The organism is Hydrogenophaga sp. SL48, assembly GCF_021729865.1.
Taxonomy (GTDB): domain Bacteria; phylum Pseudomonadota; class Gammaproteobacteria; order Burkholderiales; family Burkholderiaceae_C; genus Hydrogenophaga.
Genome location: NZ_CP063400.1, coordinates 650,335 through 670,044, shown reverse-complemented (window position 1 = coordinate 670,044; position 19,710 = coordinate 650,335). Strand labels below are relative to the sequence as shown.

Sequence of the window (19,710 nt, the reverse complement as noted above, 5' to 3'; positions counted from 1 at the left end):
CCGGTGGTCCTGCCTGGGTCGCTGGCCTCCCCTTCGGCACCAGCGACCAGGACACAGAAGCCGGTCAGACGATGCCGCCCCCACCGCCGGCCACGGCGGGCCGGGCCGCGGCCATGCGCGCGCGGTAGCCGCTGGCGCGGTACACGGCCACCGGGTCGATGGCGGCGCCCGCGTCCAGGCGCACCTGTTGCAGCAACGGGGTCACGTCGGTCTGGAACGCGGTCTTGAGCAGGTGGGTCGCGGTCAGCGCGTCGTTGGCCTCTTGGGCGGCGTCGAGCGCAGCGCGGTCCACCAGCAGGGCCTGCGCGTGGCTGCGCTGGCACTGCACGGCGCTGGTCATCAGGCTCTCGATCGGGTCGGTCACGTTGTGGCTCTGGTCCAGCATGTAGGCCGGGTCGAACGCCACCCCTTCGCTGGCTGCGGCCACCAGCTCGTTGAACACCAGGAACAGGCGGTAGGGGCTGACGCTGCCGGCGTCCAGGTCGTCGTCGCCGTACTTGCTGTCGTTGAAGTGGAAGCCGGCGAGCTTGCCGGCCGCGATCAGGCGCGCCACGATCAGCTCGATGTTGACGTTGGGCGCGTGGTGGCCGAGGTCCACCAGGCACTGCGCCTTCGGGCCCAGCGTGCTGGCGGCGAGGAAGCTCGAGCCCCAGTCCTGGATCACCGTGCTGTAGAACGCCGGCTCGCAGATCTTGTGTTCGAGGAACATGCGCCAGTCGCCGGGCAGCGCGGCGTAGATCTGGCGGGCACTGTCCAGGTAGCGGTCGAAGGCACGGCGGAAGTGCTGCTGACCGGGAAAGTTGCTGCCGTCGCCGACCCACACCGTCAGGGCCTTGGAGCCCAGGGCCTGGCCGATCTCGATGCACTCCAGGTTGTGCGCCACGGCCTGCGCGCGGGTCGCGGCGTCGGTGTGGCTCAGGCTGCCGTACTTGTAGCTGTGCGCCTGGCCGGCCTGGTCGGAGAAGGTGTTGGAGTTCATGGCGTCGAAGGCCAGGCCCTGCGCGGCGGCGGCGCCCCGCAGCTCGCTCCAGTCGCTGCATTTGTCCCAGGGGATGTGCAGCGACACCGTGGGCGTGATGCGCGTGAGCTGCTGGATCACGCCGCAGTCCTGCAGCTTGTCGAACACATTGCGCGGCTCGCCCTGACCGGGAAAGCGGGCAAAGCGCGTGCCGCCGGTGCCCACGCCCCAGCTGGGGATGGCGACGCCGAAGGTGGCCGTTTGTTGGCGCACCACGTCGATGTCGATGTTGCGGCGGGCCAGCTGCTCGCCGAGGTGTTCGTAGTCGTTGCGCACGTGGCGCAGCAGCTGCTCGTTGTGCGATTCCAGCAATCCGTTGTCGATGGTCTTCATGTCTCTTCCTTGTTGTGCGGGTGCCTGCGCGCCCATCTCGTCCGTGGACGCCGCGGAACCGGCTTGGCCGGGCCGCTGGCGTCGCCCCCTGGGGGGTGACGCGCGCAGCGCGGCGCAGGGGGTTATCTGGTGAAAGCGGCCAGGTTGCCGGCGTCCACGTTGAGGATGTTGCCGGTGCTCTTGGCGCTCAGGTGCTCGGCGGCGAAGAAATAGGTGGCTTCGGCGATGTCTTCCGGGAACACGCTGCGCTTGAGCATGCTGCGGTCGCGGTAGAAGGCTTCGAGGTCGCCCTCTTCGATCTTGTTGGCGGCGGCGCGCTCTTCGCTCCATTTCCCGGTCCAGATCTTGGAGCCGCGGATCACCGCGTCAGGGTTCACCACGTTGGAGCGGATGCCCAGCGGCGCGCCTTCCAGCGCGAAGCTGCGGCTGAGCTGGATCTCGGCGGCCTTGGCCGCGCAGTAGGCGGTGGCCTGGTTGCTCGCGACCATGCCGTTCTTGCTGGCGATCATGATGATGGCGCCGCCCGTGCCCTGCGCCTTCATCTGCTTGAAGGCCTCGCGGCCCACGAGGAAGTAGCCCGTGGCCAGGATGCTCTGGTTCTTGTTCCACAGCGCGAGGCTGGTGTCTTCGATGGGCGCGGCCGAGGCGATGCCGGCGTTGCTCACCAGGATGTCGACGCCGCCGAATTCGATGGCGGCGCGGTCGAAGGCAGCGATCACGCTGGCTTCGTCGGTCACGTCGCAGCGCACGCCGCGCACATGGTCCTTGCCGTGGGCCTTGGCCAGCTCGGCGCCCACCGTGTTCAGGGCGTCCTGGTCGATGTCGGCCAGCACCACGCAGCCGCCGTCGGCGAGGATGCGTTTCGCGATCGCCTGGCCGATGCCACCGGCGCCACCGGTGACCAGCGCCACCTTGCCCACCATCGGCTTCGGCTTGGGCATGCGCTGCAGCTTGGCTTCTTCGAGCAGCCAGTACTCGATGTCAAACGCCTCCTGCTCGGGCAGGCCCACGTAGCGGTCCACCGCGTTGGCCTCGCGCATCACGTTGATGGCGTTGACGTAGAACTCGCCGGCGATGCGGGCCGTGGCCTTGTCTTTGGCGATCGTCACCATGCCGATGCGCGGCAACAGGATCACCACCGGGTTCGGGTCGCGCAGCGCCGGGCTGTTGGCGCGCTTGCAGCGCTCGTAATAGGCGGCGTAGTCGGCGCGGTAGCCCGCGAGCAGCTCGCTCAGGCGCGCCTTCAGCTCGGCGCCCTGCAGCTGGTAAACGGCTTCTGGCACGATCAGCGGGCGGATCTTGGTGCGCAGGAAGTGGTCGGGGCACGAGGTGCCGAGCGCGGCCAGCGGCTCCAGGTCTTTGGAGTTCACAAACTCCATCACCTCGGCCGAGGTGTTCAGGTGCAGCAGCTTCGGCGCGCCTTCGGCCGACAGGCCACGCAGCACCGGCAACACGCGGGCCAGGGCCGCGTCGCGCTCGGCGTCGGCCAGCGGGGCCACGGCCGCGCCGCCGAACACGGGCACGTTGCGCGCGGTGCGCTCCTGGTTCAGCCAGGTCTGGGCGCGCTGGATCAGGTCCACCGTGTTCTCGTAGCAGGCCTTCGAGCTGTCACCCCAGCTGAACAGGCCGTGGCCGCCCAGCACGATGCCGCGCAGGCCCGGGTTCGCGGCGTTGCAGGCGGCCAGTTGCTGGCCCAGCTCGTAGCCGGGGCGCAACCAGGGCATCCAGCCCACGGTGCCGCCGAACACCTGCTTCGTGATGGCCTCGGAGTTCGCCATGGCGGCGATGGCGATCACCGCGTCGGGGTGCATGTGGTCCACGTGCACGTAGGGCAGGCTGGAGTGCAGCGGGGTGTCGATGGAGGCGGCGCGGGTGTTGAGGTTGAAGGTGCAGTGCGGCAGGTAGCCCACCATTTCGTCTTCGTTCTCGAGACCCCGGTACAGGCCCTTCAAGGCGCGCAGCTTGTCCATGTAGAGCGTGGAGAAGCCGTCGAGCTTCATCGAGCCCACGTCGCCGCCCGAGCCCTTGACCCACAGCACCTCGGCCTGCTCGCCGGTCAGTGGGTCTTGTTGCCAGATCTTGGCGGAGGTGTTGCCGCCCCCGTAGTTGGTGATGCGCAGGTCGGAGCCCAGCAGGTTGGAGCGGTAGAGCAGCAGCTGGGGTTCGTCCATGCCGGCGGTGGCGGCGTCGTTCCAGCTCGGGAAGGCGTGGGCAGGGGTCGGTGTGTTCATGGGGCGCGATGGTAGGCACGCAAACCCATACGAGCAATTTATGAAAACTTATGAAAACCATCATGATCACTTATAAAATTCGCCACTGCGGCGTTTCCATGGCCGCCAGACAGCCAAACCCGCCCATCCATTCGGGTAACCCATAGGGAAAAACTTCCGTGACGGCTTCGATGAACATCCGCCAGCTCAAGGTGTTTGAGGCCGTGGCGCGGCTCGGCGGCTTTTCCCGCGCGGCCGAACAGCTGGGCATGACGCAGCCCGCCGTGTCCATGCTCGTGCGCCAGCTCGAAAAAGAGCTGCGCATCGCCCTCTTCGACCCGAACGACCGCAAGCGCCTGAGCGAGGCCGGGCGCGAGCTCGTGCTGCACGCGCGGCGCATCCTCGCGCAGGTGAAGGACGCCGAAAACGCCATGGCCTTCCACGAAGAAGGCGCCGCCGGCGACGGGGCGCGCGGCCCGCGCGGCCTGCTGCACCTGGGCGTGGTCTCGCCCGCGCACTACTTCGCGCCCCGGCTGCTGCACGAATTCCACCAGCGCTTCCCCGACGTGCGGCTCAAGCTGACCGTGGCCAAGCGCCCGGAGATCCTGGCCATGCTGGTCGAGCACCAGCTCGACATCGCGATCACCGGCTACCCGCCGTCCGAGGCCGACCTCGACGCATCAAGCTTCGCGCGCCACCCGCACTGCATCGTGGCGGCCCCCGACCACCCTCTCGTCGGCAGGCAGGGCATCCCGTGGGCCGAGCTGCAGCACGAGGACTTCATCTTCCGCGAGCAGGGCTCGTCCACCCGTTCGTTCCTTGAGCAGCTGCTGCAGGCGCAGTCGATCCAGGTGCGGCTGGGCATGGAGCTGGCCGGCAACGAAACCATCAAACACGCGGTGATGTGCGGCCTGGGCATCAGCTTTCTTTCGGCCCACGTGGTCCAGGTGGAGCTGGCGGCGGGCCGCATCGCGATGCTCGACGTGGTGGACATGCCCAAGTTCATCGACTGGTGCTTCATCCACCGCCGCGACACCGGCCTGAGCGGCGTCAACCTGGCCTTCAAGCAGTTTGTGTTCGACGAGGGCGCGCGCATTGCCGCCTGCGAGGGCATCGTGGTGCCGGCCTCGCGTTGACACCGCCCGGGCCGACTGGTTACATTACTGACCAGTCAGTCACTAAAAAATGGACACCTCCTCACCCACCGGCAAACGGGAGCGCCGCAAAGAAGCGCGCCCCGGCGAACTGCTGGACGCCGCCCTCGCCCTGTTCGTTGAAAAAGGCTTTGCCGCCACCCGCGTCGAAGAAGTCGCCGCGCGCGCGGGCGTTTCCAAGGGCACGCTGTTCCTCTATTTCCCGAGCAAGGAAGAGCTGTTCAAGGCGGTGGTGCGCGAAAGCATCGCGGGCCGGTTCAGCGAATGGAACCAGGAGCTGGACCAGTTCCAGGGCGACAGCGCCGAGCTGCTGCGCTACACCATGCAATCGTGGTGGGAGCGCATCGGCATGACCACGGCCTCGGGCATCACCAAGCTGGTGATGAGCGAGTCGGGCACGTTCCCCGAGATCGCCGCCTTCTACCAGCAGGAAGTGATCGGTCCGGGCCACGACCTGCTCAAGCGGGTGCTGCAACGGGGCATGGACCGCGGCGAGTTCCGAACCATGGAACTCGAGTACGCGATCTACAGCCTGATCGCCCCCATGATCTTTCTGCTGATGTGGAAACACTCGATGGCGCCCTGCTGCCCCTCCAGCCAGCAGATCGACCCGGTCAGCTTCATCGACACCCAAGTGGGCTTGCTGCTCAACGGCATGCTGCTCCGCCCCCCTTCTTCACCTGAAACGTCCCCCCCATGAGCCCCTCGTCGCGTTCCGCCTGGATCAAGTGGTTGTTGCTGGGCCTGCTGGTGCTGGCCATCGCCCTGGGCGTCGGGCGCGCGCTGAAGCAGCGCCAGGCACGCAACGACGCGGCCAGCGCGGCGGCGGTGGCCGCGCAGCAGGCCCCGGTCTACCAGCTCTCGCCTCAGGACGTGGCGGTGGTGCAGCAGCTGGACCTGGCGCAGTCGGTGGCGGTCTCGGGCTCGCTCAGGGCGCTGCAGACGGCCGCCATCAAGGCCAGGGTCGCGGGCGAGCTGCAGGGCCTGAGCAAGCGCGAAGGCGAGACGGTGCGGGCGGGCGAAGTGGTCGCGCGCATCGACAGCACCGAGGCGCAGGCGCGGGTGCGCCAGGCCGAGCAGCAGGCCAAATCGGCACAGGCCCAGGTGACCATCGCCCGCCGCACGCAGGACAACAACCAGTCGCTGGTGAAGCAGGGTTTCATCTCGGCCACCGCGCTGGAGACCTCGTCGTCCAGCCTGGCGGCGGCCGAGGCCAACCACATGGCCGCCATGGCGGCGCTGGACATCGCGCGCAAGACACTGGGCGACACCACGCTGCGCTCGCCGCTGAGTGGCCAGGTATCGGCGCGGCTGGCGCAGAACGGCGAGCGGGTGGCGCTGGACGCGCGCGTGCTGGAGGTGGTTGATCTCTCCGGCTTCGAGCTGGAGGCCGCGCTGGCCCCGGCCGACGCCGCGGGCGTGATCGCGGGGCAGAAGGCGCGGCTCACGGTCGAGGGTCTGGCCGCGCCGGTGGACGCGGCCGTGGCACGCATCAACCCCAGCGTGCAGGCGGGCAGCCGCAGCGTGCTGATCTACCTGCGCGTGCCCGCCGCGGCCGGCATGCGCCAGGGCCTGTTCGCACAGGGCGAAATCGTCACCGGCCGACTGAACGCACCGGCGGTGCCGCTCTCGGCCGTGCGCAACGACAAGCCGCAGCCCTACCTGCAGGTGGTTCAGAACGGCAAGGTCGCCCATGTGCCGGTGACGGTGGAACGCCAGGGTGTGCTGAACGGCGAGCCCATGCTGATCGTGGACGGCGTGAAGGCGGCACCGGTGGGCACGCAACTGCTGCGCGCACAGGCCGGGCTGATCCGCGAGGGCACCGAGGTCCAGCTCGCGACCCCGGCCGCTGGCTCCGCTCCCCCGGCTGCGTCGAACTGAGCGCCGCGCCATGTGGTTCACCCAGGTTTCGCTGCGCAACCCGGTCTTCGCGACCATGGTGATGCTTGCCTTGACGGTGCTGGGGCTGTTTTCGTTCCAGCGCCTCAAGGTGGATCAGTTCCCCAACATCGACTTCCCCGTGGTGGTGGTCACCACCGAGTACCCCGGCGCCTCGCCCGAGATCGTGGAGAGCGAGGTCACGAAGAAGGTGGAAGAAGCGGTCAACGCCATCGCCGGCGTCAACGCCCTCACCTCGCGCAGCTACGAAGGCCAGTCGGTCGTCATCATCGAGTTCCAGCTGCACATCGACGGGCGCAAGGCGGCCGACGACGTGCGCGAGAAAATCGCCATCCTGCGCCCGACCTTCCGCACCGACGTGAAAGAACCGCGCGTGCTGCGCTTCGACCCGTCGGCCCGCTCGATCTGGTCGGTCGCGGTCCTCCCGGAGGCCGTGAACGGCAAAGCGCCTTCTGCTGTGGAGCTGACCACCTGGGCCGAACAGACCTTGAAGAAGCGCATGGAAAACGTGCGCGGCGTGGGCTCGGTGACGCTGGTCGGCGGCACGCGCCGCGCGGTCAACATCGACCTCGATCCCTCGGCCATGGAGGCCCTGGGCATCACCGCCGACCAGATCGCCACGGCGGTGCGCAACGACAACCAGGACCTCCCGGTCGGCACGCTCAAGACCACCGAGCGCGACCGCGTGGTGCAGGTGCTCTCGCGCCTGCAGAACCCGAAAGACTTTGAAGACATCATCGTCGCGCGCCGGGGCGGCAGCCCGGTGCGGCTCTCGCAGGTGGCCAAGGTGAGCGACGGCACGCAGGAGGTGTCCAGCCTCGCGCTGTACAACGGCCAGCGCACGCTGCTGCTGCAGGTGCAGAAGGCGCAGGACGAAAACACCATCGCCGTGACCGACGGTCTGAAGGCCACCATCGAGTCGCTCAAGGCCGAGCTGCCACCGGGCGTGCGCCTGGAGCCGATCGCCGACGGCTCGCGGCCGATCCGCGTCTCGGTGGACAACGTGCGGCGCACGCTGATCGAAGGCGCGCTGCTGACCGTGCTGATCGTGTTCCTGTTCCTGAACTCGTGGCGCTCGACCGTGATCACCGGCCTCACGCTGCCGATCTCGGTGATCGGCACCTTCTTCTTCATGAACCTGTTCGGCTTCACCATCAACATGATCACGCTGATGGCGCTCACGCTCTCGGTGGGCCTGCTGATCGACGACGCCATCGTGGTGCGCGAAAACATCGTGCGCCACGTGCAGATGGGCAAGAAGCCCTTCGACGCCGCCATGGACGGCACGCAGGAAATCGGCCTCGCGGTGCTCGCGACCACGCTGTCCATCGTGGCGGTGTTCCTGCCCATCGGCTTCATGGGCGGCATCATCGGCAAGTTCTTCCACGAGTTCGGCATCACCATGGTGGCGGCGGTGCTGATCTCGATGTTCGTGAGCTTCACGCTCGACCCGATGCTGTCCTCGATCTGGCACGACCCGGAGATCGAGAAACACGGCCGGCACGCCGCGCCCGTCACGCTGTACGACAAGACCATCGGCCGCGTGACCGGCTGGTTCGACCGCCTGCAGGACAGCATGACCGAGACCTACCAGGGCGCCCTGCGCTGGTCGCTGACCCACAAGCTGGCCACGCTGGCGCTGGCGCTGGTGGTGTTCGTCAGCAGCGTTTTCATGGTGCCGCTGCTCGGCACCGAGTTCGTGCCCAAGGCCGACTTCTCCGAAACCTCGCTCTCGTTCCACACGCCGGTCGGCTCGTCGCTGGAGGCCACCGAGGCCAAGACGAAACAGGTCGAGGCCATCCTGCGCGAGTTTCCCGAGGTGAAGTACACGCTCTCGACCATCAACACCGGCAACGCGCAGGGCACCATGTACGCCAGCGTCTATGTGCGCCTGGTGGACCGCCAGGACCGCAGCCTCAACGCCGACACCATGGCCGCGAGGCTGCGCGACCGGCTGCGCACGGTGCCGGGCATCAACGTGACGCACGCGGGCCTGCTCGACCCGGTGGGCGGCAACAAGCAGGTCGAGTTCTCGCTGCAGGGCGACGACCTGGCCGAGCTGGAGCGCCTGACGGCGACCGTGATGGAGCGCATCCGCCCCATCGTCGGGCTCGTCGACCTGGACGCCAGCGTCAAGCCCAACAAGCCGACGGTGGACGTGGTGATGCGGCGCGAGATCGCGTCGGACGCGGGCCTGAGCGCGGCGTCGGTGGCGGGCAGCCTGCGCACCCTGGTGGCGGGCCAGACCGTGGGCAACTGGCGCGCGGCCGACGGCGAGAGCTACGACGTGAACGTGCGCCTGGCGCCCGAGCAACGCGCGCGCACCAGCGACCTGGAGCAACTGCCCTTCGTGGTCGGCACCGCCGCCGACGGCACGGCGCGCGTGGTGCGCCTGGGCCAGGTGGCGCAGGTGCTGGAATCGACCGGCCCGAACCAGATCAACCGCCGCAACCTGAACCGCGAGGTCGCCATCAACGCCAACGTGTTCGGCCGTTCGGCGGGCGATGTGTCCACCGAGATCCGCCAGGTGCTCGACACCATCGCCATGCCGCCGGGCTACCGCTACGAGTTCGGCGGTTCGACCAAGAACATGCAGGAGTCGTTCGGCTACGCCGTGTCGGCGCTGGCGCTGGCCATCATCTTCATCTACATGATCCTGGCCAGCCAGTTCCAGAGCTTCCTGCAGCCGCTGGCGCTCATGACCGCGCTGCCGCTCACGCTGATCGGCGTGGTGCTGGCGCTGCTGATGTTCGGCTCGACCATGAGCATGTTCTCGGTGATCGGCGTGGTGCTGCTGATGGGCCTGGTGACGAAAAACGCGATCCTGCTGGTGGACTTCGCCATCCGCGCCCGCGAGGGCTTCGAAGGTCAGCCGCCACTGGACCGCGAAAACGCCCTGCTGCTGGCGGCCAAGGTGCGGTTGCGCCCCATTCTCATGACCACGCTGGCCATGGTGTTCGGCATGGTGCCGCTGGCTTTTGCGCTCACCGAAGGCTCGGAGCAGCGCGCGCCCATGGGCCAGGCCGTGATCGGCGGCGTCATCACCTCGTCGATCCTGACGCTGGTGGTGGTGCCCGTGGTCTATTGCTACATGGACGATCTGGCGAACTGGGCACGGCGCCTGATGGGGCGCGGCGTCAGCGGGGCAGAAACCCCCGCTCGGTAAAATGGACACAGTTCGGCTAACATACCCACCGGAGTATCAAAAATGACCTCTATCGCCCCCATGAACCTTGACCAGGCGCGCTTCAACATGATCGAACAGCAAGTCCGCCCCTGGGAAGTGCTGGACCCGGCCGTGCTGGCGCTGCTCGACAGCGTCAAGCGCGAGCATTTCGTGCCCGCCGCACAGAAGGCGCTGGCCTATGTGGACATGGAGCTGCCGCTCGGCCAGGGGGCCGACCAGGTGATGCTGGCGCCGCGCGTGCAGGCCCGCCTGGTGCAGGACCTGGCCGTCAGGCCGACCGACAAGGTGCTGGAGATCGGCACCGGCAGCGGCTTCACCACGGCCCTGCTCGCCAGCCTGGCGCAGCGCGTGGTGTCGCTGGAGATTGACGACGCCACCGCCCGCACCGCCCGCACCCACCTGCAGCAGGCCGGCATCACCAACGCCGAGGTGCGCGTGGCCGACGCCACCGCCAACGGCTTCGCAGCCTGCGCGCTCGAAGGCCCGTGGGACGTGATCCTGATCGCCGGTTCGGTGGCCGAGGTGCCCGCCGCCCTGTTGAACCTGCTGGCCCCCGGCGGACGCCTCGCCGCCATCGTGGGCCACGAGCCGGTGATGCGCGCCTCGTTCATCACCCGCACCGGCGACGCTGCCTTCGGCACCACGCAGCCCTGGGACACCGTGGCGCCCCGCTTGCGGAACTTCTCCGAGCCCTCGCGTTTCCAGTTCTGAGCGTCACACCGCGCGAGCCCACCATGCAATCCATCCACCCCGCACAGATCGACGAATGGCTGCAAAGCGCCAGCGGCCAGACACCCGGTGTCACACCGGTGGTGCTGGACGTGCGCGAACCCTGGGAAATGCAGACGGCGTCGGTCAAGGCCGAGGGGTTTGACCTCGTGGCCATGCCCATGCGCAGCGTGCCCGCGCGCTACCTCGAACTCGACCGCGACCGCCCCATCGCCTGCCTGTGCCACCACGGCGCCCGCAGCGCGCAGGTGGCGCATTTCCTGATGCAGAACGGCTTCAGCGCCGTCGTCAACATCCACGGTGGCATCAACGCCTGGTCGCAGCAGCGCGACCCCGGCGTGCCCTTGTACTGACCACCACCGCGCCACTCCGAAGTCCCAAGGAACGACCATGACAGCCCTGCCCTTCCCTCACCCCGTGCTCAGCCACCTGGCGCTGGCCATCGCACTGACGCTGGGCGGCGCTGCGAGCGCGCAAGCGCAGAGCCTGGTCGATCTCTACGAAGCGGCGCGGGGCTTCGACTCCACGCTGCAATCGGCGCGCGCCCAGCACGACGCTGCGCTCGCCAAGGCCGAGCAGGCCAAGGCCGGGCTGCGCCCCCAGGCGGGCCTGGGCGCCGGGGCCAGCTGGGCCAACAGCAGCAACAGCGTCACCGACACCAGCAAGACCAGCAACTCGCAGAACGTCGCCCTCTCGGCGAGCCAGCCCCTGTACCGGCCGGTCAACCAATTCAACAACGAGCAAGGCCAACTGTCGATCGACATCGCCAAGGCCCAACTCGACGCCGCCGAACAGGACCTGATCGTTCGCACCGCGCAGGCGTATTTCGACGTGGCGGCGGCCCAGGACACCCTGACCTTCGTGCAGGCGCAGAAATCCGCTGTGTCTGAGCAACTGGCTTCTGCCAAGCGCAACTTCGAGGTCGGCACCTCGACCGTCACCGACTCCCGTGAGGCCCAGGCGCGCTTCGACCTCGTGGTCGCCCAGGAAATCGCCGCGAGCAACGACCTGCTGGTCAAGAAGCTGGCCCTCGACCAGCTGGTGGGTCGCAGCGGCGCCACCCCCCGCGCGCTGGCCGCGCCGGTCACCCTGCCGACCGTGCTGCCCGCCGACCCCGAAGCCTGGGTGCAGGACGCCCTGCGCCAGCACCCCGTGGTCCGGCAGACCGACAAGGCCTTCGAGATCGCCGAGATCGAGGCACAGAAGGCCCAGGCCGGCCACAAGCCGACGCTCGACCTCGTGGGGCAGTACCAGGTCGCCCGCGGACCGAGCTCCAGTTTCCCCACCGCCGGCAACGTGCGCAGCAACACCGCCAGCGTGGGCCTGCAGTTCAACCTGCCGCTGTACGCGGGCGGCGCGATCCAGAACCGGGTGAAAGAGGCGCTGGCCCTCGTGGAAAAATCGCGCGCCGACCGGGAAACCGCGCTGCGCACCATCAGCCAGGCCACCCGCAGCGCCTACTTCGGTGTGCTCTCCGGCATGGGCCAGGTCAAGGCGCTCGAAGCGGCCGAAGCCTCCAGCCAGAGCGCGCTCGACGCCAACAAGCTGGGTTACCAGGTCGGTGTGCGCATCAACATCGACGTGCTCAACGCCCAGAGCCAGCTGTTCCAGACCAAGCGCGACCTCGCCGTGGCGCGCTACAACGTGCTGGTGGGCCAGCTGCGGCTGAAGCAGGCGGGCGGCGTGCTGAAGGCCGAAGACCTGCAGCCTGTCAACGCGTTGTTCAAGTAACCCCCCTGCGCCGCTGCGCGGCTTCCCCCCCAGGGGGACCACGCCCTTGGACCGGCAAAGCCGGATCTTCGGCGTGCGCTGGCAAAGGCACGTGCTCCGGAGAGGGGTTGGACGGGCTGGGCCGGATGTGTGCTGGGATAAACTGCCGGGTGCACTGCGGCGGACATGTCGTCCGACCACAGAGGGCAACAGACAAAGGTGATTCATGCAAGCGGTCAATGTGCTGTGCATCAAATGGGGCAAAAAGTATGGCCCTGAGTACGTCAACAAGCTGCACAGCATGGTCCGCCGTCACCTGCACCGGCCGTTCCGGTTTGTCTGCCTGACCGACGACGCCGTGGGCATCGACCCGGCGATTGAGGTCAAGCCCATTCCCATGGTCGGATTCGACGAATTCGACCAGCGCAAGCCCTGGACCTTCGGCCACGGCTGGCTCAAGCTCACCAGCTTCGCCAATCCGCTGTACGACTTGGAAGGCCGCACGCTGTTCCTTGATCTGGACATCGTGATCGTGGACAGCCTGGACCCCTTCTTTGAACAGCCTGGCGAGTTCGTCGTGATCAAGGAGTGGGACAAGAAGGACGGCACGGGCAACACCTCGTGCTACGTCTACACCATCGGCGCCCACACCGACGCGCTGGACCACCTGAAAAACGACTACCCGGCATCGATCAGCACCGTGCGCAACGAACAGGAGTTCATCACCCTGTACCTCGCGCGCCAGGGCAAGCTCAGCTACTGGCCCGACGCGTGGTGCCGCAGCTTCAAGCGCCACTGCCTCCAGCGCGGACTCATGGGGTGGTTCAAGCCGCCCACGATCCCCGAAGGAGCGCGCATCATCGCCTTCCACGGCAAGCCCAACCCGCCCGACGCGATCGCCGGCGTGAGCGGCAAGTGGTACCGGCGTGTCATGCCGACCCAATGGGTCGCCGACCATTGGCGCTGAGTCGCGCCGCCCTCGCGCACCGCGGCTACCGGGTGCTGATGCGCACCCTGACGCTGCCGGTGCTGGGCTGGCTCTGGCTGCGCGGCCACAAGGACGCGGGCTACCGGGAGCGCATGGGTGAACGTCTCGGCTTCATCGACCCCACACCCGCCTCGGCCGGCGGCCTCTGGATCCACGCGGCCTCCGTCGGCGAAGTCCAGGCGGCCCGGCCGCTGATCGCGGCCCTGCGTGCCGAGTGGCCCGACCACGCGATCACCGTCAGCACGCAATCGCCCAACGGCGCTCGCACCTTGCACAACCACTGGGGTGACGCCATCCAGCACGTGTACGCCCCCATCGACACGCCAGGGACGGCCGGCCGCTTCCTGGACCGGCTGCAGCCGTCGATGCTGGTGCTGATCGAGCGGGAAATCTGGCCCGAGTGGCTGAGGCAATGCCGCGAGCGCCTGATCCCCGTGGCGCTGGTGAACGCCCGCCTGTCGGCGGACTCGGCCGCGTCCTACGAGCGCTGGCGTGCATTGATGCGCCCGGTGTGGTCGCAGCTGGCGGTGGTGGCCGCGGCCGACGCACCCAGCGAGGCGCACTACGCGGCCCTGGGCGTGCCGCCCGAACGCCTGCTGCACACCGGCAACCTGAAATTCGACCAGCGCGACACGCCCGATGACGCCAGCCGGCTGCCCTGGCTCACGCGCCGTGCCATCGTGGTGGCGGGCAGCACGCACGAGGGTGAAGAAAGTGCGCTGATCACGTCGTGGCACGAACTGGCGCGCCAGATTCCGGGCGCGCTGCTGATCCTGGTGCCGCGCCACCCCGAGCGCTTCGATGCGGTCGCGCAACAGCTGGAAGAAGGTGGTTTGAGCTTCGTCCGGCGCAGCCGTGGTGAGACGCCCGCCGACAACACCAGCGTGCTGCTGGCCGACACCATGGGCGAGCTGACGCTGTGGTACCTGCACGCCAGCGTCTGTTTCATCGGTGGCAGCCTGGTGCCGATCGGCGGACACAACGCGCTGGAGGCGATGGCCTGCGCCAAGCCCGTGCTCTTCGGCCCACACACCCAGCATTTCCAGGAGCTGTACCAGGACGTGGAAACCAGCGGCGCAGGCGAACGCGTCGACTCGGCCCGCCTGCTCATGCGCACCGCCGCACAGTGGATGCGCGACAAGGCCCTGCTGCAGCGAAAGGGCCAGCTGGCCCGCGACTTCGTGCTGCGCCAGCAAGGCAGCAGCCAGCGCAGCCTGGAGGCGCTGCGCAAGGTCTGGGCACCGATTTGTCCCCCGCTCCTGACGCCGGTCCTGGCGCGGGATGCGGGCACCCAGACCGTGTGGCACGACCCGCAACAGCTGGCCATTTGCGATGCGACCGTGTTCCAGGCCCCGTCGATCGCAGGTTCGGCGCTGGCCACGGGCAGCGGTCGCGGCCAGGCACACCGCATCGCGCTCGACAGCGGGGAAGGCGTGCTGCGCCACTACCGGCGCGGTGGCCTGATGGCCCGGCTCAGCCCGGACCGCTACCTGGGCCGCAGCCCACGGGACAGCCGCGCCATGGCCGAGTTCACGCTGCTCAGGCGCCTGCGCGCCTGGGGCCTGCCGGTGCCGGCACCGGTGGCGGCGCGCCAGCAGCGCGCCGGCTGGAGCTACAAGGCCGACATCGTGGTCGCGATGATTCCGCAGACGCGCAACGTGGCCCAACGGCTCTCCGAAGCCCCCTTGCCCAGCGACGCCTGGAAGGCCCTGGGGGCGGCGATCCGCGCCATGCACGAACGCCAGGTGTTCCACGCCGACCTGAACTGCCACAACCTGCTGCTCGATGCACAGGGGCAGGCCTGGATCGTCGATTTCGACAAATGCGAACGGCGTGCGGGTGACAGCTGGAAAGCGCAGAACCTGGCACGCCTGCAGCGTTCGCTGCGCAAGGAACAGGCACGGCGCCCAGGGTTCCAGTGGGACGAAGCCCACTGGGCGGTGCTGCTGGAAGGCTACCGCCTGGACGGACCCGGCACGGCCTGACAGCCGGGCCGCCGCGGCGGCGGTGTCACGCCGGTGTGGGAGCCGGTGCCGGCGGCGGCCTGGGCACCGCCCGGCTGGCCGAGGCCATCAGCAGCGCGGTGACCATGATGAAGAAGTGGCTCTCGGTGGACAGCCACAACGAGCTGTGGGTCATGTTCGAGATCACCATGATCACCACGAAGGCCAGCATCAACGCGCGGTGGGTCGCACGGTGCTCAAACGCCTGGCGCACGATGGACAACATGAACCAGAACATCAGCGCGAGCCCGGCCAGGCCCAGTTCAAAGTAGAACAGCAGGAACTGGTTGTGGGGGTGCGGACACACCACCGAACAGAACTCCGGGTCCTTGAAGTACGACTGCGCCAGCACCGGGTACGAGGCCGTGCCCTCCCCGAACACCGTCGTCCGGGTCGATTTGCTGGCCATGAAACGCCAGACCTCCACCCGCGCGCCGACCGAGGTCACCGACTTCAGGCTGCTGGTGCGCGCCTCCTTCAGGGCCAGGTCGGTGCGCTGCTGGAACTGCGGCGACAAGGCGTACACCATCACCAGCAACATGGCCGTGACGGTGACCGTGCCCAGCAGGGCCTTGAGCCGCCCGCCCAGGGCCACCAGCGCAAACACCAGGGCCGAGAACAACAGGCTGAGGTAGCCGGTCCGCCCTTGCGACAGAAACAGGATGCTGATCGCGCCCAGCGTGGCCACGCTCCAGCAGAGCAAGGCCTGCAGGCGCGACGCCGACTTGGAGGCCCAGTGCGCGCACAGGCACACAAAGAAGGCCATCATGATGCCCTGCGAGATGTGGTCCTTGAACACGGTGTGGTCCACGCCAAAACCCTGGTTCATGGTGCGCGACCAGGGCAGCTTCAACCAGACGTTGAGCCAGGTGGAAATCAGCGTGAACAACATGGCCAGGCCAAAAGCTCGCCAGCAGTGGACACGGTCCTCGCGACGCGCGAGCAGGTAGATGAACACCGGCAGCGCGAGAAACTTCGCGTATTTCTTGTAGTAGCCGGCGATCTCCGCCCACGAGGCCGGCGACCAGAACGAAGCGACCACGATCAGGGCCACCAGCGCCAACGCGGGCCTGACCACCGGGTTGCTCCAGGAGCGGGCGACAAACTCCCGCACATCCGCACCAGTGAAGCTGAGCAACCCGAGCACGACCGAGAGGAACATCAGGCTGTTGGCCAGCGCCACCGAGATCGGAAAGGCGCCAAACATCAGCGCCAGGCTGTAGATCGCGGCCCTGCGGGTCAATTGACGGAAACTCATCTGTGCCTTGTGTTCTGTGCCGACTTCATCGGTCGGTCTTCCGAGCAACGCCATACCTTGCATTCACCGCTTCACCATGGTTGGACCGGGCACCGGCCGGTCGTACTTGATGATCACGTAGCGGAAAAAGCACTCCATCGCCACCAGCAGGCAAAACAGGAACCCCTGGGCGCCACAGAGAAAACCCCTGCGGAACACATACAGGCGAATGAAGTTGCTCAGGGCCGACGCGAGCCCACGCCACACACCCCCGCGACGCCCCATCTGCACCCGCCGCACGGCACCCAGCTGCGCGTACTGCGCCATCTTGAGCAAGCCGCCATACACCGTCTCCCGGGAATGGTGCAGCAGGCGGGTCTGGAAGGTCCTGACCGGCGTCAGCGGATCGCGCAACACGGCGTGCTCGTGCACGACGCCTTCGTACCGCAGCAGCTGGTCGGTGCGGAACAGGCGCCACACGCCGCCCTCGGTCTTGGCCATCAGGTGCAGAGTGCGCCCAAAGGCCACCTGGTCCCAGTAAATCTTCCAGACCGCGTTGTCGCCCGTGCCCACCGCCGCCCGGATCTCTTTCTGCAGCCCCTCGGGAATGACCTCGTCCGCATCGAGAAAGAACACGTAGTCGGTCTTCACGTGGGACAACAGGCGGTTGCGCTGTTCGGCAAACCCTTGCCAAGCGGGGTAGGCATGCACCTGCGCGCCCAGCTCTTCGGCGATCTCGCGGGTGCGGTCGCTGCTGCCGCTGTCGATCACCAGCACCTGGTCGGCGAACGAAGCGCTCTGGATGCACTGTGCGATCCGGTGCGCCTCGTTGAGCGTGAGAATGCCGATGCACAGCGTCGGCAAAGGGGTTCGGGTTTCAGCCACGCGCCCTCCAGTTGATGAGCCCGCGCCAGCGTCCGAACATCCGGGCCAGCAGCTTGGGTGAAAACACAATGGCCCGCAATGGCAACCCGAGGGTGGTCGTCAGCACCAGCCAGCGGCGCAGCCGCATCGCTTCTTCGCGCGAGCGGTACTTGCTCGCAAACAGCAGTTTCGACTGTGCGTGGTGGTAACCCCGACCGTATTCATGGCGCCAGGGGTTCGCCCCCCGCACCGAGCCGCGCGAGTGGTGCACGGCCTGCACCGACGGCACGACCACGATGTTCTGACCGGCCCTGAACAGCCGCAGGCACAGGTCGTCGTCCTCGTAGTACAGGAAAAACTGCTCGTCGAAGAACCCGACGTCCCGGAACGCGGCCATGCGAAACAACATCGCGGCACCACAGACGAAGCCCACGCACAGCGGGCCTTCGGCCGCTGGCCCGCGGGAGGCCCACACGTTCTGAGGCCAGCGGTAGTTCACCTCAGGTTTGCCGGACGGGCTGACCAGTTGCGGCGCGAGCACGGCGGCCTGCGGAAAAGTCTCGGCGGCCTGCAGCAGCCCCCGCAAGCCTTCGACGCTGATTTCGCAGTCGGGGTTGAGCAGGAAGGCAAAGGGTGTCTGGACGCGCGCGAGGGCCCGGTTGTTGGCCGCGCCAAAACCCAGGTTGCGGCCATGGTCCAGCACGATCGCGTGCGCCCAGAACTGGCGCGCCATCGCCGACGTGCCGTCGCCGCTGCCGTTGTCGGAAATGATCACGTTGGGGCAACGGGACAACAAGGTGTCCAGGGCGCGCAGGCAGTGCGCGCTCTCGTGGGTGACCACCACCACGGTGACGGTGTCCATGGCGCCGCCGCACAGGCGATCGGCTTCCTCTGGAACGGGAATGCTCATGGGCAAAACCGGCGCCTCAGTGCGCGCTCGCGCCCACCACGGCGTCGGGCTTGGCCTGCCGCAGCAGCGCCAGCATGGCGGTTTCGATGCGGTGCAGGGCCTCGGCCGTGTGGCCTTCGAAGCGCAGCACCAGCACCGGCGTGGTGTTCGATGCCCGGATCAGACCGAAGCCATCGGGCCAGTCCACCCGCACGCCATCGATGGTCGAGGTTTTGGCGGGGGCGTCAAAACGCGCGAGCGCCATCAGGCGGTCCACCACCGCGTGGGGCTCACCCTCGGCGCAAGCCACGTTGAGCTCCGGCGTGCTGTGGCTGGTGGGCAAGGCATGGAGCACGGCGTTCGCGTCGGGGCTGCGGCTGAGGATCTCCAGCAGGCGGGCGCCTGCGTAGCTGCCGTCGTCGAAGCCGAACCAGCGTTCCTTGAAGAAGATGTGGCCGCTCATCTCGCCGCCCAGCGGGCTGTCCAGCTCCTTCATTCGGGCCTTGATCAGCGAGTGACCGGTTTTGTAAATGTGCGCCACGCCACCCGCGTCCTCGATGGCCGGGGCCAGGCGCTGCGAGCATTTCACGTCGAAGATGATGTTGCCGCCCGGCACGCGCGACAGCACGTCCTGCGAGAACAGGATCATCTGGCGGTCGGGGAAGATGTTGTGGCCGTCCTTGGTGACGATGCCCAGGCGGTCACCGTCGCCGTCGAAGGCCAGGCCCAGTTCGGCATCGGTCTCGCGCAGGGCTCGCATCACGTCCTGCAGGTTTTCCGGCTTGCTCGGGTCCGGGTGGTGGTTCGGAAAGTTGCCGTCCACCTCGCTGAAGAGCTCGATCACCTCGCAACCCAGTGCCCGGAACAACGCGGGCGCCGAAGCCCCGGCCACACCATTGCCGCAGTCCACCACCACCTTCATCGGGCGCGCCAGCTTCACATCACCGACGATGCGGTCGGTGTAGGGCTCCAGCACGTTCACGTGGCGCACGCGGCCACCGTCCGATGTCTGGTGGCTTTCGGTCTCCATCATGCGTCGCAGGGCCTGGATGTCCTCGCCGTAGATCGCCCGGCCCCCGAGCACCATCTTGAAACCGTTGTAGTCCCTGGGGTTGTGGCTGCCGGTGACCTGGATGCCGCTGTGGCACAGCGTGTGGGCCGCGAAATACAACATGGGCGTGGTGGCCAGGCCGATGTCGATCACGTCGATCCCCGCCGCCACCAGCCCGCGAATCAGCGCCGCCGACAGGCCCGGCCCGCTCAGACGCCCGTCGCGCCCGACGGCCACCGTCTGCTCGCCCTGCTGCCGCGCCACGGTGCCAAAGGCCAGTCCCAGTGCTTCCGCGACGGATTCATTGAGGGCGCCGGGCACGATGCCGCGGATGTCATAGGCCTTGAAGATGGACGCGGTCAACTGCATGGGGGCTCTCTGTGGACGCAAACCCTGCATTGTAGGTGGCGGGGCGGGCAGCCCCGAAGCTGCACATGT

General features: G+C 67.8%; 15 protein-coding genes. 9 read left to right on the top strand and 6 right to left on the bottom strand.

The genetic code is table 11. From position 1 onward, the window contains the following. Window positions 1–64 precede the first annotated feature (64 nt). Entirely contained in the window at window positions 65–1,351 is a 1,287-nt protein-coding gene (rhaI, locus tag IM738_RS03205; protein ID WP_236964452.1) for an L-rhamnose catabolism isomerase, read from the bottom strand. Between the two features lie 122 nt (window positions 1,352–1,473). Beyond that, window positions 1,474–3,582 carry a bifunctional rhamnulose-1-phosphate aldolase/short-chain dehydrogenase gene (locus tag IM738_RS03200; protein WP_236964451.1) on the bottom strand — a complete coding sequence of 703 codons (2,109 nt, stop codon included), beginning with the start codon at window positions 3,580–3,582 and terminating at the stop codon, window positions 1,474–1,476. A gap of 158 nt (window positions 3,583–3,740) precedes the next feature. Between IM738_RS03200 and IM738_RS03195 the strand changes: the two genes are divergently transcribed. From IM738_RS03195 to IM738_RS03155, 9 genes are all read left to right on the top strand, one after another. Then, entirely contained in the window at window positions 3,741–4,697 is a 957-nt protein-coding gene (locus tag IM738_RS03195; protein ID WP_236964450.1) for a LysR family transcriptional regulator, read from the top strand. Window positions 4,698–4,746: 49 nt separating this feature from the next. After that, complete coding sequence (locus tag IM738_RS03190) at window positions 4,747–5,415, top strand: TetR/AcrR family transcriptional regulator (RefSeq protein ID WP_236964449.1); 669 nt, start codon at window positions 4,747–4,749, stop codon at window positions 5,413–5,415. Beyond that, window positions 5,412–6,596, top strand: coding sequence for an efflux RND transporter periplasmic adaptor subunit (locus tag IM738_RS03185; protein WP_236964448.1), 1,185 nt, complete (start codon window positions 5,412–5,414; stop codon window positions 6,594–6,596). The genes IM738_RS03190 and IM738_RS03185 overlap by 4 nt, the downstream gene beginning before the upstream one ends. Before the next feature lie 10 nt (window positions 6,597–6,606). Continuing rightward, complete coding sequence (locus IM738_RS03180; RefSeq protein WP_236964447.1) at window positions 6,607–9,780, top strand: efflux RND transporter permease subunit; 3,174 nt, start codon at window positions 6,607–6,609, stop codon at window positions 9,778–9,780. A gap of 60 nt (window positions 9,781–9,840) precedes the next feature. Then, the gene (locus tag IM738_RS03175; protein ID WP_442908537.1) at window positions 9,841–10,512 is read left to right on the top strand and encodes a protein-L-isoaspartate O-methyltransferase family protein; all 672 of its coding nucleotides are present in this window, start codon (window positions 9,841–9,843) and stop codon (window positions 10,510–10,512) included. Between the two features lie 23 nt (window positions 10,513–10,535). Then, a complete protein-coding gene (locus tag IM738_RS03170; protein WP_236964445.1) occupies window positions 10,536–10,883 on the top strand; it encodes a rhodanese-like domain-containing protein in 348 nt (115 codons plus the stop codon). 37 nt (window positions 10,884–10,920) lie between these two features. Then, window positions 10,921–12,261 carry a TolC family outer membrane protein gene (locus IM738_RS03165; RefSeq protein ID WP_236964444.1) on the top strand — a complete coding sequence of 447 codons (1,341 nt, stop codon included), beginning with the start codon at window positions 10,921–10,923 and terminating at the stop codon, window positions 12,259–12,261. Between the two features lie 205 nt (window positions 12,262–12,466). Further along, the gene (locus IM738_RS03160; protein WP_236964443.1) at window positions 12,467–13,207 is read left to right on the top strand and encodes a glycosyltransferase; all 741 of its coding nucleotides are present in this window, start codon (window positions 12,467–12,469) and stop codon (window positions 13,205–13,207) included. After that, window positions 13,183–15,213, top strand: coding sequence for a 3-deoxy-D-manno-octulosonic acid kinase (locus IM738_RS03155; RefSeq protein ID WP_236964442.1), 2,031 nt, complete (start codon window positions 13,183–13,185; stop codon window positions 15,211–15,213). The genes IM738_RS03160 and IM738_RS03155 overlap by 25 nt, the downstream gene beginning before the upstream one ends. Before the next feature lie 25 nt (window positions 15,214–15,238). Here IM738_RS03155 and IM738_RS03150 read toward each other — a convergent pair whose 3' ends face one another. The 4 genes from IM738_RS03150 to IM738_RS03135 form a co-directional block, all read right to left on the bottom strand. Then, a complete protein-coding gene (locus IM738_RS03150; protein WP_236964441.1) occupies window positions 15,239–16,489 on the bottom strand; it encodes an O-antigen ligase family protein in 1,251 nt (416 codons plus the stop codon). Window positions 16,490–16,552: 63 nt separating this feature from the next. Further along, on the bottom strand, window positions 16,553–17,353 hold the full coding sequence (locus IM738_RS03145; protein WP_236964440.1) for a glycosyltransferase family 2 protein: 801 nt from the start codon (window positions 17,351–17,353) through the stop codon (window positions 16,553–16,555). Then, window positions 17,346–18,242 carry a glycosyltransferase family 2 protein gene (locus IM738_RS03140; RefSeq protein WP_236964439.1) on the bottom strand — a complete coding sequence of 299 codons (897 nt, stop codon included), beginning with the start codon at window positions 18,240–18,242 and terminating at the stop codon, window positions 17,346–17,348. The genes IM738_RS03145 and IM738_RS03140 overlap by 8 nt, the downstream gene beginning before the upstream one ends. A gap of 16 nt (window positions 18,243–18,258) precedes the next feature. Next, window positions 18,259–19,641: a phosphomannomutase/phosphoglucomutase gene (locus IM738_RS03135; protein WP_236964438.1), complete on the bottom strand. Its 1,383-nt coding sequence runs from the start codon at window positions 19,639–19,641 to the stop codon at window positions 18,259–18,261. Window positions 19,642–19,710 lie beyond the last annotated feature (69 nt).